Consider the following 15,097-nt stretch of genomic DNA (forward strand, 5'->3'; position numbering starts at 1 on the left):
AATTTGAATAAGAAAGCAGATGTTGTTACATCTCCTTTCTTTGTCTATTTTACTCTGAGATGTGTTCTAAACTATATTGAAGGTATTACAACAGCATTACATGCTTTTTCATAAAATTCTATCGGTCCTGCATCACCAATAATTGCATACTCATAACCAATATCACTCATGTCTTTTAAACAGTGATGTAGTAAAGAATATCCAATCCCGTTAACTCTGTTGGATAATGCTACCCCCATTGGACCAAAATAACATTTCTTATTCTTATAAATATCATAAGCAGCAAACCCTACAATATCTCCATTATATCTAAAGCAATATATATCGGTGGCTTACTTAAAAAGAATGCTTCTCTTATAGTTTGTGACCACTCATTCGAAAAATTATTTTCAATAAAATGAACAAGTTCGCTAATTTCGTTTTTATTCACTTTACGGACAAGATGGGAGTTAATTTTTGGGACGGTATAATTTCCAATATGAGTAATCATATCTCGTGAGGTAGTTCCGAGGGATAAAATTATTTTTCTATTTTCATCTGATAAACAACTGTCAACTACATTAGTTGTTATTAATGCTTTAAGCAAATGACCTTCATTTACATAGACTTGGTTATATCTTTTCATATAATTAATAGCAACTTCCAAAACTTTAATTACTTCTTTTGTAACTCTAACGTTGAAAAAAACACTGTTTGTCGTATGCTGATTTGAAATATCCTCCATCATATCTTTCAATGAATTCTTATCCAAGGTGATTTTCAGAGATATTTCTCCAAGGACCCCTGTTTTCTCATTCAAACAGGCTATTAGGAGATGTGCGGGTTGTAATACTTTTAATTTTGAAAGTTGTGCTTCGTTTTCTGCGTTACTCAATACTCTTAGCATTCTATTCGTAAAATTTATGTTAGAATTACTCAGTTACAACTCCCCCTGACGAGCATTTTGTATATAAAGCCCTTAATAATAAGTTTCTTCCCTCTTCATTTATCCCAAAACAACTCCCCTTACAATAAGTACTTCTACATCCTTGTAAAAAAACCTCTTATTGCACTAACCTGCGGCGTTAGTTCAATAAGAAAAGACTTTACCCCTTCTTTAAGTAAAGCACCCGTTAGCCACCCATGCAGCAAAAAACGCTGCACCACAGAGGATGAAAATTGTTTCAGAACGGGTATAGATTCGTATGGCTGGCGAAGAAGGTCGATGAACTATGGTGCCTTAGAGCCCATCCGTTAGTCTGACTCCAACGACCACGGTGCATCACAGACTGTCGCACTCTATACGAGTAGCACTCATGGGAGATTAATCCTACTCTGGTTACTGCACCAGCCGCCTTTATTATAAGAGAATGGAGTTGATTCCTGAGTAAACTTTCAATTTAATATAATCACTCTAAAGGCTCAGCTTTTTTTTAAAAAAGCTATTTCTGAGTCTATTTTGTTATGAACTTTTATAGATTTTGAGGTTTTTTTAATTTTCATGGGAGTTTAATTAGGTAGTATCAATTTCGCTCTACTATTAATCCTCTATTTTTCCATAACGTGAAACTGTTAAGCTGTTTTTTTCTTTATTTGCCCATTCATAACTTAATTCTTTTCCATTGTTTAACCTTACCAAAATATTATAGTAGAACGGATAAACTCCCGCATCTTGACGAAAAACCTTTATTTCTTTGACATCTTCTTTAGAAATTGATTCAATTTCAACTAAATCAAATACGACAGCAGCTAGAAGTTCTTCTCTATCTTCTCTCTCACCTAACCGATAGTTTTGATAATTAAAATATATTATAACTCCTAAAAAAATTATCAAAGCAAAAACATTTATAAGCCATTTTTTCTTCATAGGATTAACCTCACTTTGTGTTGTATTTTCAAATAAACCAATGTTTGAATTCTAACACCTACTTAAACTAAACTGCTGCTTTAGTTCAATAAGAAAAAAGGCTTTACTCCTTCTTGAAGTAAAGCACCCGTTAGTTTAGTGTAACATTTCACAACTGTTATTTCCTTAAAGAAAATTCATTCTCACTCTTATCCATTAACTCTAATATTTTATCCAATTTCTTTTCAAGTTCATTAAGTTGATGCACTTTTGCCTGTTGATTCAAGAGTAATCTCCTTATAAATAAGGTGAACGATACTACAAATAAAAGGATAAGGCCCAATACTATAACCTGATAAATCATGTCTCCCACATTAAACATTAAAACATCCCCTCGTGTAGAAATGGTCAAGCACAACTGTAAATTACCTCTCGCATTTCTTATTTACATCATTTTACCATTTGTCATTGATAATAGACTCTTTATTAGTCATTCCTTGTTCAACTAAACTGCGGCTTTAGTTTAATAAGAAAAAAGGCTTTACTCCTTCTTGAAGTAAAGCACTCGTTAGTCGAATAAGATTATTCTTTCTTTTTTGTTTGAATGTATTTTTGCGTCAATAATCCCGCATTAAAAACCGATACAACCATAATGAAGAAAAAGAGTACTTGATTAAACGGATCCTGCTTACCCACAGAAAACTCAATATTAGAAAATGTAAAATAAACAAAGCATATAGCGGTAAAAATAGATACAAAGACTTGCCATTTTAAAGACTTAACTATAGGACTTGGCTTTGGATTTTTTCCACCAAATATAGGAAAGAGTCCAGCAATAACAACTATTCCCCCAACAAAAGTAAGAACAAATAGGAATAATATATCTAACATAATTAACTCCCCCCAATCAAGACTTATTCTTTATATATTAGTACCTAAGGGCAAAAGGTTTCCTGTTCCTGTTGTTTAAGTAACGCACCCGTTAGGTGAAGAAGGATTGCACCTGTATCTCGGTAAAACGAAAACATTCTTTTAACATTCTGTTATTAACAAATTTGAATTTAAGTAGTGAAATCATCAATAACTTCAACTACTTCTATTTTCCCGTCGATTAAGAGTTCAGGAAGCTCGTTTTTCACATTACCCTGCCAATACTGTCTAGCTTGTTCAATTTTTTGAGAGAATGGAACCCCATCTTCTTTTGGTAAAAGGTTTCCATCCCCCTCAAAGGAGTTCCCAATAACTCTAAGTTTAACAATCTGCAAAACCTTCCGATTATATGAATCAAATAATGCTTTCCATTTCGATAAGTCTTCATAGTTTTTTGTAGCGTATAAACAAGACATTCTTGAAGGGTATTCTGGATATTCTTGTAGTCTAACCATTTCTACTATTACTTCTCTGATAGCTCTTATTGTTTGGTCTGCATACTTAATAACTACATCGGCATTTTCTTTATTCAAGCACAAGCCTTCATTTGAATAATGTTCTTGTAAAATCCTAAAAAAGTCTTCTCCTTTAGAATTCAATTGTTCTCTCTCAAAAAAGAAGCTAAATAAGGTATTTCTTTGATTCTTGTCAAAGCTAATTATTTGACCTAGACTCATTTTATTTCTAGTAACAATGTGATAAACGTACAGCTCATTCTCTCTCATAGTCTATCTCCTATCTGACTTCACCTAAATAAATTTGTACACAAACAAAAATAGTGCCTTGTTGAACTAACCTGCTGACCCCTGCTTTAGTTCAAGAAGAAAAAAGACTTTACTCCTTCTTGAAGTAAAGCACCACGTTAGTCAAATAAAGAATATCCCATTGTTCTCAATATTTGCTGTGCTTCTTCACCAAGTTTCATTTGAATTCTCACGATTTGTAATAGCTTTTGTGTATCTTTGTTCGTGGAGGTTGAACTATCTATATTGGAGCTTGCTATATGCTGGATTAACTTTGGAACTTCCCAAGAACTACGCAATGCCACTGAGATGCAAAAACCATACCTTGCCAATGATTCTTCACCTTGCCACCCAGCATTTGTTAAGCCATCCATATAGCTTTTGAATATGAGACTTTCATAGTACCAACCCTGTTCAATAGGTATATCCCCTTGACTCAAAGCTACGCCGAATAATTTTCCTAAGTCTTCCCCTATTCCAGAAATGCTTAGGAATTGCCAATCTATTAAAATTAGATCTTTTTGACCTTCTTTTTTGTTACTTATGTACATGTTCTGTTTACTTAAATCTTGATGTGACAAAGCTTTTGGAATTCGACTCATAGCTTCAAAATGAATTTGCAGATTTTGATTCAAATTCGAAAAAGTTTTCCAAATTTGATCAATTTCTTGAAGCACACCTTGAATTTTGAGATAGTTAAGGCATGGATCGCTTGCGTATTTCTTGCATCCAGCAATCCAAGATTTCAGCCATTGACGACAAATCCAATCCTCATCTGGAATTGGCTGTTCACCTGTGGCATAAGTACCATGGAATAAACCTAATTGTTTTGCAATAAATATAAATTCTTTCTGTGACCAATTGTTGTGGTTATCTTCATTTATTTCCTCCATCCAAATCCAGATTTCACTCTTAGATTTTTTTCAACTTTATAACTTTCGGGGGTCTGAATAACATTTGGCATGCGTGTTAAAATTCCTGACTCGTTAACAAGAGCTTCACGCTTCCAATAATTATGATGTTGTAAGTGGTTCTTGTCTTCATGTTCAGACTGGATAACTTTTAATACAATTGTCCAAGGTAAATGGCTTTGTACAGTTTCTGCAATACCATGGACTCGATATATACCACCTGTTGTAAAGTTGGTCGATTTGCAAGAAATAGGATCAATATTCCAATTAATTAAATTTAAATCCGTTGTTTTCAAAGCTTTAGAAATACATTCTCTAAGAATTTCAGTGTCAACATTCATATGTTGAGAATCCGATGATTTTATCAATCTATACACCTCACCAACAAATAATTTATAACTTCAAAAAGCAACCATTTTTTTTATTCAATAAGTTGAGTAACGGATTGTTTGCTCCAATATTCTTCTGTAACAATATTATCGTTATGAATAATTAATACAGCTGCACCTGAACAGTCAACTTTTTCTGATGTCTTTCTCACATTAGATACAACTGAGTTAAACTGTGTGTTTATCATTTTATTAAAAATCATCTCTTCATTTCCTCTCCTTATTGCATTCAACATTCAATTATCTATTCGACATTTTATAAATTAAATCCTTTTCTTACTCAACTAAACTGCCGCTTTAGTTCAATAAGAAAAAGGCTTTACCCCTTCTTGAAGTAAAGCACCCGTTAGTTGAATAAGGAAATTATTATTTTTAAAGGCTGTTTTTCCAAAGTTTAATGTTTTCGTGAAATAATAACCTTTTTAAATTTAGAATTTTCCGTTAAAATTATTAAAACTAAAATAATAGGAGTGGAGAAGAATGAAGGTAGAGTATTTTATTGGAATTGTCCCACCAAAAGAATATTTAGAACGAATTGAACATTTTCAAAGTAAATGGATTAACAAATTAGGTGTAGAACCTCATATAACTTTGAAAGCACAAGGAGGATTAACTCCAGATAAAAAGTGGATAGACAAAATACTAAAAGTATGTGGGAATTTCAAACCTTTTCAAATATCATTAGATAAAGCAAAGTATTTTGGAGAAAATATTTTATATTTGAGTGTTATCTCAAATAAATTACACGATTTGCACGAAAAAATAGTGCAAGAAATTTCACCATCAGAAGACTTAATAACACAGTATTTTGAACTGGGTGCCTTTACACCACACTTAACTTTGGGGAAAGAACAGTACGGCGGAGACATTTCTACTGGACTTTCAAAAAAAGAACTAAAAGATATGGAGCAACTAGCAGATAAAGAATTGATACCCTATCCCGTCTTTGAAGTGAATTTTATTAGAGTTTATGAATTGAACATTGAAAAGCAAAGATATGAAAAATATTTAGATATCTCTTTAAACAATTGACCTCACAAAAATGAGGTGTTTTTATGCACTTCGTAAAATAAAACCTTCCTTCCTCTTTTTTATTTACAATGATTTTATCATTTCTTGTTCAACTAAACTGCCGCTTTAGTTCAATACGAAATAAAGGGCTTTACTCCTTCTTGAAGTAAAGCACCCGTTAGCCATCCATGTAGCGCAAAATCAGCGCTACACCACAGTGAATGAAAATGTGAAAACCTGGGTATAGGATACTACGGCTGGGAGAGGAAGGTCGATGAACTATGGTGCCATAGAGCCCATCCGTTAGTCTGACTCCAACGACCACGGTGCATCACAGACTGTCGCTCCCTTACGGGAAGCACTCATGGGAGATTAATCCTACTCTGGTTATTGCACCAGCCTCCAATACTATTTGCCGTAGAAAGGATGGTTACAATGGAAGTAATCATTGAGCGTGCATGTGGTATGGATGTTCATAAAGACTCCATTACTGCCTGTATTATTACACCAAAAGGAAAGGAGATTCAAACGTTTTCCACTAAAACTGTATTTCTATTACAGTTAATTGACTGGATTAAGGAGCATGGTTGTACTCACGTAGCAATGGAAAGTACAGGTGTATTTTGGAAACCTATTGTTAACTTGCTAGAAGCCGAGAGCATTGAGTTTTTAGTAGTGAACGCTCAACATATGAAAGCAGTACCAGGTCGCAAGACCGATGTAAAGGATGCCGAATGGATTGCCAAACTTCTTCGACACGGTCTACTTAAAGCAAGTTTTATTCCAGACAGAAATCAGCGAGAATTACGAGAGTTAGTTCGATACCGTCGAAGTATCATTGAAGAGCGTGCGAGACAACATAATCGGATTCAAAAGGTGTTAGAAGGAGCGAATATTAAACTAGGTTCCGTTGTCTCCGACATCATGGGTGTTTCGTCTCTTGATATGCTTCGCGCTATCGCCGATGGCGAAAATGATCCTGAAAAGCTAGCTAGCCTAGCCCGTCGATCAATGAAGAAGAAAAAAAGTGAACTGGAGCTAGCTCTTCGGGGATATATCAACCCGCATCAACGTCTCATGTTAAAAACCATTTTGGTCCATATCGAATTTCTTACTGAGCAGATTGAAATCTTAAACGAAGAGGTGTCTGCTAGATTATCCTCCCACAAAGAAGATATTGAGCGATTGGATTCTATTCCCGGCATCGCCACTCGAATGGCCGAACAAATCTTAGCCGAAGTCGGTACGGATGTCGAGAAGCAATTCCCCAGTTCCGCGCACTTATGTTCATGGGCAGGATTAGTACCTGGACATAATGAGAGTGCGGGCAAAAGGAAATCAACCAACATGAGAAAAGGAAGCAAGTACTTGAAATCAGCATTAATTGAAGCAGCTCATTCTGTCAGAGGATCTAAAACCTATTTGGGAGCCCTGTATAGGCGTACTGCATCAAGAAAAGGTAAAAAGCGTGCAGGAATATCAGTCGCTCATGCCATTTTAAGAATCAGCTACTATCTCCTAACACGCAAAGAAATGTATGTAGACTTAGGTGAAGATTACTTTGATAAGCAAAAAGAACAATCGATTGTACGATATTCTGTTCGAAGACTTGAAAACTTAGGTTACAACGTGACAATCACTGAACCAAATGCCTCCTAATCCAACCCACAATTTGATTCTCATTTAGGCGCTACACTTTTTTAAAAAAAATTGAGCTGCGTCAGATTTCGTATTGTCTTTTTTTCTATATCGAAGATTTTAATTTTCATGGGAGTTTAATAAGAAGATGTTAATCTTAAACAGTAAAGAAATCGCTATGATAGATTTAATCCATAATATTCTTTTACTTATACCAGCTTTCCCTTCAAGATAATTTAAGTAAATCATTGTTAAAGGAAAACCTAACAATACATATAAAGAATCCCCACCGACGGTTTCAACATATTTGAATAATCCTACTACAATAATGAGAAGTCCTAGTGTACCAATGGACATATTAAAATATAAAGTGCCTCTATCGTTTTCCTCCAATTTTTCTCCCCCCCAGTTTTATTTCTCTATTTACTTATTCTCACTTCTTAAAATTAATCCTTGTTAAACTAAACTTAAACTAAACTGCCGCGTTAGTTGATTAAGAAAAAAGCTTTACTCCTTATTTATTTCTTTTATCCAAATATATATATCGATTTGTGAATTTTTTATTGTTATTTAAAACTAATATTATTGGAATTAGACCAAGAGAAAGAAATATTGTTATAAAAAGTAGTGTTGGTATATTTAATGTGTTTTCGATTATTCCCATACAAATCATAATCGTCCCTAATAATAAATATGGAAAAACCATACCTCTTTGATAGGATTGGAATTTTTCTTCACCTAAAAAAGTCCTTATATTCCCCCCTATGAAATAGTCACTTTTCTTTAGATGACTGATCCCTTGAATTATCATAAAAATCCCCAAAGCTATACTACCGAACGACAATATAAAACCCCCTTATTGGCAATATAAAATAATCCCCTGTCTTCTTCAACTAACCTGCGTCGTTAGTTCAATAAGAAAAAGTAGTTGCCTAAGCAACCCTATGAACTTTACTAAAGCACCCGTTACTTGAACAAGCATTAGTTCGGAACGATCTATATTCTGTAAGGCACTATTCCCCTAATCCAGCAACTGCAATACTCCACATCATAATGACGAATGATACAGTCAACCAAACTGTGTTTATTGAAAAATTCTCTTCAGCTTTCACCTTTTTGATAATGCTAATTAAATTTAAACAAAAAATAGTTGCAAGGATAGGAGTCCCATACACTGCAATAAAAATAAAAAATAGCACTGTTAATCCCCCTTTTCTCTCTTTCCTAAAGCACCTCGTTAGTTGAACAAGAAAGAAGCATTTACCGAATTTTCAACAGGAATATTATATTATATCCCCTTTGCTGATTCGGATTTCTCCAGCCAATAATTGGCTTTCGAAGTATCTTTAGCTATTCCAATACCCATCTCATATTTCTTGCCTACGTTAAACATCCCACTTGAATCTCCACTATTAGCAGCCTGTAAGTTCAATTCAAATGCTTTTGTTAAATCTTTTTCTACACCTATTCCATTTCCATAAAGATAACCTAAGTTGACCATAGCTGTTGTATTTCCATTACTAACACTTTCTAAATACCATTTTAGACTTTCTTCATAATTAATATTTACATTTATTCCTTCTTGATAATAGTAGGCTAACATTCCTTGTGCTTCTGCATCTTCTTTTTGTGCCAAATCGTGTAACTCTTCAATTGAAAGCTGGCTATAATCCTTTTCCAAATCTAATAGAAGATACAAACCAACAACAGAAATTAAAGTTACAAAAATAAATATGAAATTTCTCTTTTTCATAATAATCTCCTCAATTCTATTTTTTTCACTCCACGCCACCCTATTGTATCTAGAAATGTAAATATTCACAATTATAATTATATTATTTTTATCAATGTAACCTTTCTCGCTAGTGTGGCATAAAAAAATCCTTCTTCAACTAACCTGCTTCTTTAGTTCAATAAGAAAAAAGGCTTTACTCCTTCTTGAAGTAAAGCACCTCGTTAGCTTAATAAGAACTTGTTTTTATCTAGTTCGTTAATAACTTCTTTTATTGTATCTATTACAATTTCTGGATTTTCCAAATGAATTGAATGCCCATGGTCAGTCTTAATTTGAATCGTATTATTTGTTAAATTAGAAAGAATATTTTGATGTTCTACCCAAGAAACATCATTATTGTTAGAACTTAAAACAGTTATTGGAAGTTCTTTATTTAATGGTTTTGAGTCTTTTAATTGAGAGGCAGATTCTTCACTATAAAAGAATTCTTTATATACTGCTTCGAATGTTTTAGAGTTATAACCAATATAGTTTATATATTTTTGATAAGGTTCTGGCAAACGTTTTCTGCCAACAGGTTGTTTTAGTAGTCTAGGAATACCTAAGCTTGAAGTTATATATCCCAATCTAAATAACCTCAAGTTTTTCTTATGAATGTTCGTACGTTCTTCATCCCATTCACTACTTAAATATCTTTTTTCGTGTACTGAATCAATTAAAATTAAAGCGGCCACTTTCTCAGGATATTTACTAGCAAACAATCGCATATTTAAACCACCAAATGAATGTCCTACTAACACGTATGGAGGTTTTGCGTTTAATTCTTCTAACACTTTTATCAAATCCTCAACCACGTTTTCACTTGTATATTTTCCTTTTACTGATGAACTCCATCCATATCCAGCCCTATCGAATGAAATAACCTTTGAAAATTCAGAAACTTTTGGTTGGATATAATACCAATCAATTGAACAACAGCTTAATCCAGCATCTAATATTACTGTATATTTTGAATCATCGCTTCCAGAATCAATTGTATGAATTACTCTATCATTTATTTTTACTAGATTGCCCAATCCGTTTACTTTATTTTTCTTATTAGAGTACATATTTACTAATGTTAATTGAAAGCCAAGGAATCCAAGTGTTGTTTTAATAACTTTTTCATTCTTCATATAACCTCTCCTCGTATCACCTAGAGATATGATTGCATTATTGAACGGAATGGTGCGAATAATAATTATTAAACTAGACTACGTTAGTTCAAGAAAAAAGTGCTCCACCCAGACTTGAAGTAAAACACCCCTTTTGTTCAATAATTTACATATATTAACTTATTCAACACGATTTCAAAAATACCTTCTTATAGTAAAGCACCCGTTAGCTTAATATTATTATAGTGGTGGATTTTCCACACCTAAATGAATCCAATCTTCTTTTGGTGGTCCATAAACCCCAAACGGTTTTAATCCTGCTTGACGCATCAGAAGGGTAATTTGACCACGATGATGAACAATGTGCTTGATTAGCCCCATTAGTATTTGGGAATTTGATTCCTGTCTTCCAAATGCTTCTTGTATTTGTTCTAGGGATTTGTCTGTCCATTGTTGTTCAATGATTTGGGCTGCGTGTGAACTTACCTCTTTAAAGGTTTCAGCAATTTCCTTTGCTGAGGTTGGGACACTTTCTGCATTTTCTATCTCATCTATCTTAAACCCGAAATGGGATAAATAATCTGGAATATTTATTGTTAAATGCCACGCAATCCTTCCTAAAGTACGACCTTCTGCATAAACTTGTTGTTTTAAAGATTCATCTGTCAAACCACTCAAAACATTTTGAGTTAGCATAGCTTCCCTATTCCATTCTTTAATAAAGTCTGAAAGAGTTACATACATATATAATTCCTCCCAAATCCGTTTAATAAATTATTTATTGCTGGAGACACATTATAAAACATTTGTTCTTATATATCAAATTTCCTTCTTAAACTAACCTGCTGCTTTAGTTCAATATGAAAAAAGAGCTGCCTAAGCAACCCCATGATCTTTACTAAAGCACTCGTTACTTTAAGTACATTATTTTACAAACTTTTATATCCAACATGTTGTATTGGATATTATAAAATCAATCATCAAAAAATAAATAATTTATACAAAATATGAAAACATGTTTTGAATTCTTTAATCGAGAAGGTGATTTCTTGCATTGAAAAAAGTATTGGATTCTACTGCCGCCATTTTTATTAGTATTGTTATATACTCTTATTAATTATCCTGAAAGAATAGTTATTGGTTCTTATGTGCTTGTCCTGTTTTGGGTCTCTTATTACGGATGGATCTTCGTTGAAAAGAACCTAAAACAAAAAGAAAGAAGATGATTCATTCTTTATAAACTCTGTTGGTAGTTAGGATAGAAAAAAGTTACACCCTGGCCTTTTAAGAAAGCCAGGGTGTTTTTAATTTAAACGTAACAAAATAGCATTTATGTTACGCTCAGTATCTTAAATAACCGTCTTTTCATCTTTGGATATTACTAAAATTTTGCCTCTGTCAAGTTGTTGTTCATTAGCCACAGCCCCAAAAAATAATCATAGAAATCATACCTATGATGGTTTTCTGTCTACTTTGTAAACCCATCGCATGATTGACAAGGAAATTATCGCGTTTTAGCGTCCAATCGGAAGTCGCATTTGCTTTCATTCACGAACTTAGGTTTCTTAAAAACACTGTTTCCATCTTGGAGGCTTTTCTTTTTATAGGCAGAGAATCCGGTGATTTCTTCTGCTTCCCATATCCAGCGCGTCTCTTCCTCTCCCTTATCTAGGTAATAGACATTGTTGTCTATTTTGTTATCGTCGTTTTGCTTGAAAGGGCTGCTGATAAGGAGGCGGGAATTTCCAGCGACCATGGTGTTATTTTCAATTCTATTTTGTTTGGTATTGTATTGGAGGAGCAACTGTCCGCCATCCTGATATTTTGTATCATTTTTATACAGGATGTTGTCGGTAATGATGCTGTTTATGGTGCTTCCTCTTTCACTGTCATAGCCTCCTATTGCAATACCTGCACTCCTATTTTCATAAATCGTATTTTTTCGTATGGTTATAGAACTTGTGAATTTGCCCGCATGTTCGCTAGCTGCTTCTATTCCTATATCGTTTTTATAAACCCTATTATTTTCGATAATAATCTCTTTTCCACCATCGACATAGATCCCACCAGCCGAATAATGGTTTCCGTAGGCTGGATTTCCGTAACTGGATATTTGATAGACCGTATTGTTGCTGATGGTTCCGTTTCTTGCCTGATCAAACGCTTCAACAGGGGATACGCCTTCAAATCCGATGATATCGATTCCTATATTATCGTTTCGTCTTAAGATATTGTCTGTAACCTTGAAGTTCGATACATTCCCGTTTAACACGAGCGTTTCACTTGCGCCCAGCCTCATATCTTCTAGTTTGTTGCCCGAAATGAAAATATCTTCAATCGCTTCAGGTGCTTCTGTTCCATATACAGCAATCCCATGAGCGTTCCCATTTTTATGATGCGTTTCGATATGGTGAACATGGTTCCGCAAAATACGGATTCCTTCACCGCTCCCGCTGACTGAGATGCCGATTGGCACTAAATCTTCGTGTTTTGTTTTGTGATTTTTGATTTCAAATCCTTCGATGTTGACATAGCTTACGTCATGTATTGAGACTAAGCCTTGATAGTCCCATGACACCTTAAGGCCGCTCCCATCGAGGGTCGCTTTTTCCTTTGGATAAGCCTTAATGATGATCGGGGAATCTTTTAGGCCAGATTTCCGTATGACCACTTGTTCTTTGTAGATACCTTTTCTTACGTAAACAGTTGTACCAGGTTCCGCCAAATCGACCGCTTGTTGTATGGTTTTTAAAGGCTTTTTCTTGCTTCCCGCATTTTTGTCATTCCCAACCGGAGACACGTACAACTCGTTTTTCTGAGCGGCTTGTCCAGCATTTCCATGTAGGACCATCCCGATAGAAAATGCGATCAAAAGAGACATCACAGCACTCACTTTTTTGTTCATATTCGTTCCCTCCTTGAAAACCCTCTAAAAACGTCTGTTCTTTTATTTTGATTATAACCGAACAGACGTAATAGACGTACTTTTTTATTAACTTTATTATTCTTGAACAACAGCCTTCTCTTAACTGTGCGTAAGTAACCGATAAACGTTGATGTAGCGTAGCTTCCACCTAAATATAAATTGACAAAAGATAGGGTATGAACAGCCCAAAAACGCGTTTCTCCATATCCTAAATCTCTTTTTGTCTACAAATAATTGTGTATTCTTCTCCAAATTCTATATCTCCAAAACCGCCACACAAAATATTATTAAACGCATCTAGACTTTCGTTCCATTCATATTTCCCAGAGGGAACTACATTCAAAAACTCCTTAAAAAACCCCTTGAAATTAGAAAACTTCTCTCCATCAATAATGAAAACTTTGTTCATACTGGCACCTCTAACCACACTATTTTTTTTGTTTATCATAGTACCTTATTCAACTAACCTGCTGCTTTAGTTCAATAAGAAAAAGCTACCTTTACAGGCAGCCACTTGTTTACTAAAGCACCCTTTAGTTTAAGTATATTTTTTCACAATCTTGCTTTTACAAATAAAGATTTGCCTCAGCACCCTACTGTTTATTGAATATTCATTTACCTACTTGTTCTGGAATTTTTTTAAATTTTAAGCTGTTCTTCAATACTTTCTTCTCCGATTCCAATATAAGTAACCTTTTTCTCAGGTATGTCCACACGATAGGTTACAATTCCAGCCTCAGCAATCTCTTTTAAGAAGGCTAAAAAGGGAAGAGAGATGTTAGAGATTGCCTCAAGTACCTTATTTCTATTAAATTTATCTGAGATAACCAAGCTTACTTGGGAATCTGTTTTAAACTCCGAATGAACTCCTTTATATGTGGCTTGACCTGTAGCAACTTCTATTTCGTATTCATTTATGCCTCTTTGGGACAATTCTTCTAAGAATTGCGAAAAGGTTATCTCGCCGTTACTTCTTTTGCGAATAATCTCTTGAAACTCACTTTCTGTTATTTTGTCCTTCATACATATACCTCCAATTAGAATTAATTCTTAGCTATCCTTCATATCACTATTCTAACCTCAGAGGTACTTCTTATTCTTATAAAATGGGACATACTCGTTTATTCAAATAACCTGAAAAAGAGTTATCTAAGCAAACCCTCGTTCTTTAACTAAGCACCCGTTAGCTTAACAAGATTATTTGTTTATTTTCCTCCAAACCAATGTTCCGATTATGATTAGAAGTGTATGAAAAGTTCAAAAAATAGGAAGCTAAACTCTTTGCTGGATCAAAGTGCCTGTATGTCCATTTAGACATTTTCTTCTTATTAAACTATTTTTTGCTGTTTTCTAATTTCTTTAAGTATATTAAGAATTTTTAAACCATCATTTTGTAAACCGCCTATATTTCTTAGGAATGAAGGATATGTAAAGGGAATTACTGTAGTTAAGAATATTAATAAACTAATGAATGCAATTTTATTAATTATTATGCCCAACACGCCAGAAATCAATTGGGAGAAAAAATATAGTGCTACAAAACCAAGTAATGAAGCAATCGGTCCACCTGCAAAAAAAATAAGTCTTTGTTTATTTGTAGATGGTGGTAATTCTTCAGGGTTTGAAACCCAACATCTACCTGAAAAGGCTATGGTTAGATAACAAGTAATTCTTCCAAGACTTAGCTTCAGCTTTTTCTCTTTACTTAATGAACCAAGATATACTTCTGCCTTTGCTTTCTTATTCCGTAAAAGTACTGCAATTGCATGACCCATTTCATGTATAAAAAGTGCCATTGTGAAAATAAGTAGAATTATAACCACTTCAAATAGCAT

General features: G+C 34.0%; 20 protein-coding genes. 2 read left to right on the forward strand and 18 right to left on the reverse strand.

What is annotated here, in order from left to right; all coding sequences use genetic code 11:
- Positions 1-71: 71 nt before the first annotated feature.
- From ACN6MX_RS09570 to ACN6MX_RS09605, 8 genes are all read right to left on the reverse strand, one after another.
- Positions 72-323: a GNAT family N-acetyltransferase gene (locus ACN6MX_RS09570; RefSeq protein ID WP_419962596.1), complete on the reverse strand. Its 252-nt coding sequence runs from the start codon at positions 321-323 to the stop codon at positions 72-74.
- Positions 290-874, reverse strand: a complete 585-nt coding sequence (locus ACN6MX_RS09575) for a GNAT family N-acetyltransferase (protein ID WP_419962378.1) — start codon at positions 872-874, stop codon at positions 290-292. Before ACN6MX_RS09575 ends, ACN6MX_RS09570 begins: the two co-directional genes overlap by 34 nt.
- 645 nt (positions 875-1,519) lie before the next feature.
- A complete protein-coding gene (locus ACN6MX_RS09580; RefSeq protein WP_419962379.1) occupies positions 1,520-1,846 on the reverse strand; it encodes a hypothetical protein in 327 nt (108 codons plus the stop codon).
- Between the two features lie 157 nt (positions 1,847-2,003).
- Positions 2,004-2,207, reverse strand: coding sequence for a DUF4083 domain-containing protein (locus ACN6MX_RS09585; protein ID WP_419962380.1), 204 nt, complete (start codon positions 2,205-2,207; stop codon positions 2,004-2,006).
- A gap of 200 nt (positions 2,208-2,407) precedes the next feature.
- The gene (locus ACN6MX_RS09590; RefSeq protein WP_419962381.1) at positions 2,408-2,716 is read right to left on the reverse strand and encodes a hypothetical protein; all 309 of its coding nucleotides are present in this window, start codon (positions 2,714-2,716) and stop codon (positions 2,408-2,410) included.
- A gap of 170 nt (positions 2,717-2,886) precedes the next feature.
- A complete protein-coding gene (locus ACN6MX_RS09595; RefSeq protein WP_419962382.1) occupies positions 2,887-3,480 on the reverse strand; it encodes a DUF2441 domain-containing protein in 594 nt (197 codons plus the stop codon).
- A 137-nt stretch (positions 3,481-3,617) separates the two neighbouring features.
- Positions 3,618-4,391 (reverse strand): oxidoreductase family protein, encoded by a 774-nt coding sequence (locus ACN6MX_RS09600; RefSeq protein ID WP_419962383.1) that lies wholly within the window; start codon positions 4,389-4,391, stop codon positions 3,618-3,620.
- Positions 4,379-4,777 carry a hypothetical protein gene (locus ACN6MX_RS09605; RefSeq protein WP_419962384.1) on the reverse strand — a complete coding sequence of 133 codons (399 nt, stop codon included), beginning with the start codon at positions 4,775-4,777 and terminating at the stop codon, positions 4,379-4,381. The genes ACN6MX_RS09600 and ACN6MX_RS09605 overlap by 13 nt, the downstream gene beginning before the upstream one ends.
- Before the next feature lie 501 nt (positions 4,778-5,278).
- Between ACN6MX_RS09605 and ACN6MX_RS09610 the strand changes: the two genes are divergently transcribed.
- Both ACN6MX_RS09610 and ACN6MX_RS09615 read left to right on the forward strand, forming a co-directional pair.
- Positions 5,279-5,830: a 2'-5' RNA ligase family protein gene (locus ACN6MX_RS09610; RefSeq protein ID WP_419962385.1), complete on the forward strand. Its 552-nt coding sequence runs from the start codon at positions 5,279-5,281 to the stop codon at positions 5,828-5,830.
- Between the two features lie 414 nt (positions 5,831-6,244).
- The gene (locus ACN6MX_RS09615; RefSeq protein WP_419962386.1) at positions 6,245-7,468 is read left to right on the forward strand and encodes an IS110 family transposase; all 1,224 of its coding nucleotides are present in this window, start codon (positions 6,245-6,247) and stop codon (positions 7,466-7,468) included.
- A gap of 99 nt (positions 7,469-7,567) precedes the next feature.
- Here ACN6MX_RS09615 and ACN6MX_RS09620 read toward each other — a convergent pair whose 3' ends face one another.
- From ACN6MX_RS09620 to ACN6MX_RS09665, 10 genes are all read right to left on the reverse strand, one after another.
- On the reverse strand, positions 7,568-7,840 hold the full coding sequence (locus ACN6MX_RS09620; RefSeq protein WP_419962387.1) for a hypothetical protein: 273 nt from the start codon (positions 7,838-7,840) through the stop codon (positions 7,568-7,570).
- Positions 7,841-7,961: 121 nt separating this feature from the next.
- Positions 7,962-8,291, reverse strand: a complete 330-nt coding sequence (locus ACN6MX_RS09625) for a hypothetical protein (protein ID WP_419962388.1) — start codon at positions 8,289-8,291, stop codon at positions 7,962-7,964.
- A gap of 169 nt (positions 8,292-8,460) precedes the next feature.
- Positions 8,461-8,646 carry a hypothetical protein gene (locus ACN6MX_RS09630; RefSeq protein WP_419962389.1) on the reverse strand — a complete coding sequence of 62 codons (186 nt, stop codon included), beginning with the start codon at positions 8,644-8,646 and terminating at the stop codon, positions 8,461-8,463.
- Between the two features lie 89 nt (positions 8,647-8,735).
- Positions 8,736-9,200 (reverse strand): tetratricopeptide repeat protein, encoded by a 465-nt coding sequence (locus ACN6MX_RS09635; protein ID WP_419962390.1) that lies wholly within the window; start codon positions 9,198-9,200, stop codon positions 8,736-8,738.
- 203 nt (positions 9,201-9,403) lie between these two features.
- Positions 9,404-10,357, reverse strand: a complete 954-nt coding sequence (locus tag ACN6MX_RS09640) for an alpha/beta fold hydrolase (RefSeq protein ID WP_419962391.1) — start codon at positions 10,355-10,357, stop codon at positions 9,404-9,406.
- A 219-nt stretch (positions 10,358-10,576) separates the two neighbouring features.
- Positions 10,577-11,080, reverse strand: a complete 504-nt coding sequence (locus ACN6MX_RS09645) for a DinB family protein (RefSeq protein ID WP_419962392.1) — start codon at positions 11,078-11,080, stop codon at positions 10,577-10,579.
- Positions 11,081-11,840: 760 nt separating this feature from the next.
- Positions 11,841-13,241, reverse strand: coding sequence for a right-handed parallel beta-helix repeat-containing protein (locus tag ACN6MX_RS09650; RefSeq protein WP_419962393.1), 1,401 nt, complete (start codon positions 13,239-13,241; stop codon positions 11,841-11,843).
- A gap of 229 nt (positions 13,242-13,470) precedes the next feature.
- On the reverse strand, positions 13,471-13,671 hold the full coding sequence (locus ACN6MX_RS09655; RefSeq protein WP_340775409.1) for a hypothetical protein: 201 nt from the start codon (positions 13,669-13,671) through the stop codon (positions 13,471-13,473).
- Positions 13,672-13,901: 230 nt separating this feature from the next.
- A complete protein-coding gene (locus ACN6MX_RS09660; RefSeq protein WP_419962394.1) occupies positions 13,902-14,285 on the reverse strand; it encodes a DUF1398 family protein in 384 nt (127 codons plus the stop codon).
- A gap of 305 nt (positions 14,286-14,590) precedes the next feature.
- A complete protein-coding gene (locus ACN6MX_RS09665) occupies positions 14,591-15,097 on the reverse strand; it encodes a site-2 protease family protein (protein ID WP_419962395.1) in 507 nt (168 codons plus the stop codon).

The sequence above is a fragment of the Psychrobacillus sp. BM2 genome (assembly GCF_048572895.1).
GTDB lineage: Bacteria > Bacillota > Bacilli > Bacillales_A > Planococcaceae > Psychrobacillus.

Excerpts from the sequence above, each read along its gene's own strand:
- ACN6MX_RS09580 (WP_419962379.1), bottom strand. The coding sequence starts at position 1,846 with ATGAAGAAAAAATGGCTTATAAATGTTTTTGCTTTGATAATTTTTTTA.
- ACN6MX_RS09585 (WP_419962380.1), bottom strand. The coding sequence starts at position 2,207 with ATGTTTAATGTGGGAGACATGATTTATCAGGTTATAGTATTGGGCCTT.
- ACN6MX_RS09590 (WP_419962381.1), bottom strand. The coding sequence starts at position 2,716 with ATGTTAGATATATTATTCCTATTTGTTCTTACTTTTGTTGGGGGAATA.
- ACN6MX_RS09595 (WP_419962382.1), bottom strand. The coding sequence starts at position 3,480 with ATGAGAGAGAATGAGCTGTACGTTTATCACATTGTTACTAGAAATAAA.
- ACN6MX_RS09600 (WP_419962383.1), bottom strand. The coding sequence starts at position 4,391 with ATGGAGGAAATAAATGAAGATAACCACAACAATTGGTCACAGAAAGAA.
- ACN6MX_RS09610 (WP_419962385.1), top strand. The coding sequence starts at position 5,279 with ATGAAGGTAGAGTATTTTATTGGAATTGTCCCACCAAAAGAATATTTA.
- ACN6MX_RS09615 (WP_419962386.1), top strand. The coding sequence starts at position 6,245 with ATGGAAGTAATCATTGAGCGTGCATGTGGTATGGATGTTCATAAAGAC.
- ACN6MX_RS09635 (WP_419962390.1), bottom strand. The coding sequence starts at position 9,200 with ATGAAAAAGAGAAATTTCATATTTATTTTTGTAACTTTAATTTCTGTT.
- ACN6MX_RS09640 (WP_419962391.1), bottom strand. The coding sequence starts at position 10,357 with ATGAAGAATGAAAAAGTTATTAAAACAACACTTGGATTCCTTGGCTTT.
- ACN6MX_RS09645 (WP_419962392.1), bottom strand. The coding sequence starts at position 11,080 with ATGTATGTAACTCTTTCAGACTTTATTAAAGAATGGAATAGGGAAGCT.
- ACN6MX_RS09650 (WP_419962393.1), bottom strand. The coding sequence starts at position 13,241 with ATGAACAAAAAAGTGAGTGCTGTGATGTCTCTTTTGATCGCATTTTCT.
- ACN6MX_RS09655 (WP_340775409.1), bottom strand. The coding sequence starts at position 13,671 with ATGAACAAAGTTTTCATTATTGATGGAGAGAAGTTTTCTAATTTCAAG.
- ACN6MX_RS09660 (WP_419962394.1), bottom strand. The coding sequence starts at position 14,285 with ATGAAGGACAAAATAACAGAAAGTGAGTTTCAAGAGATTATTCGCAAA.
- ACN6MX_RS09665 (WP_419962395.1), bottom strand. The coding sequence starts at position 15,097 with ATGCTATTTGAAGTGGTTATAATTCTACTTATTTTCACAATGGCACTT.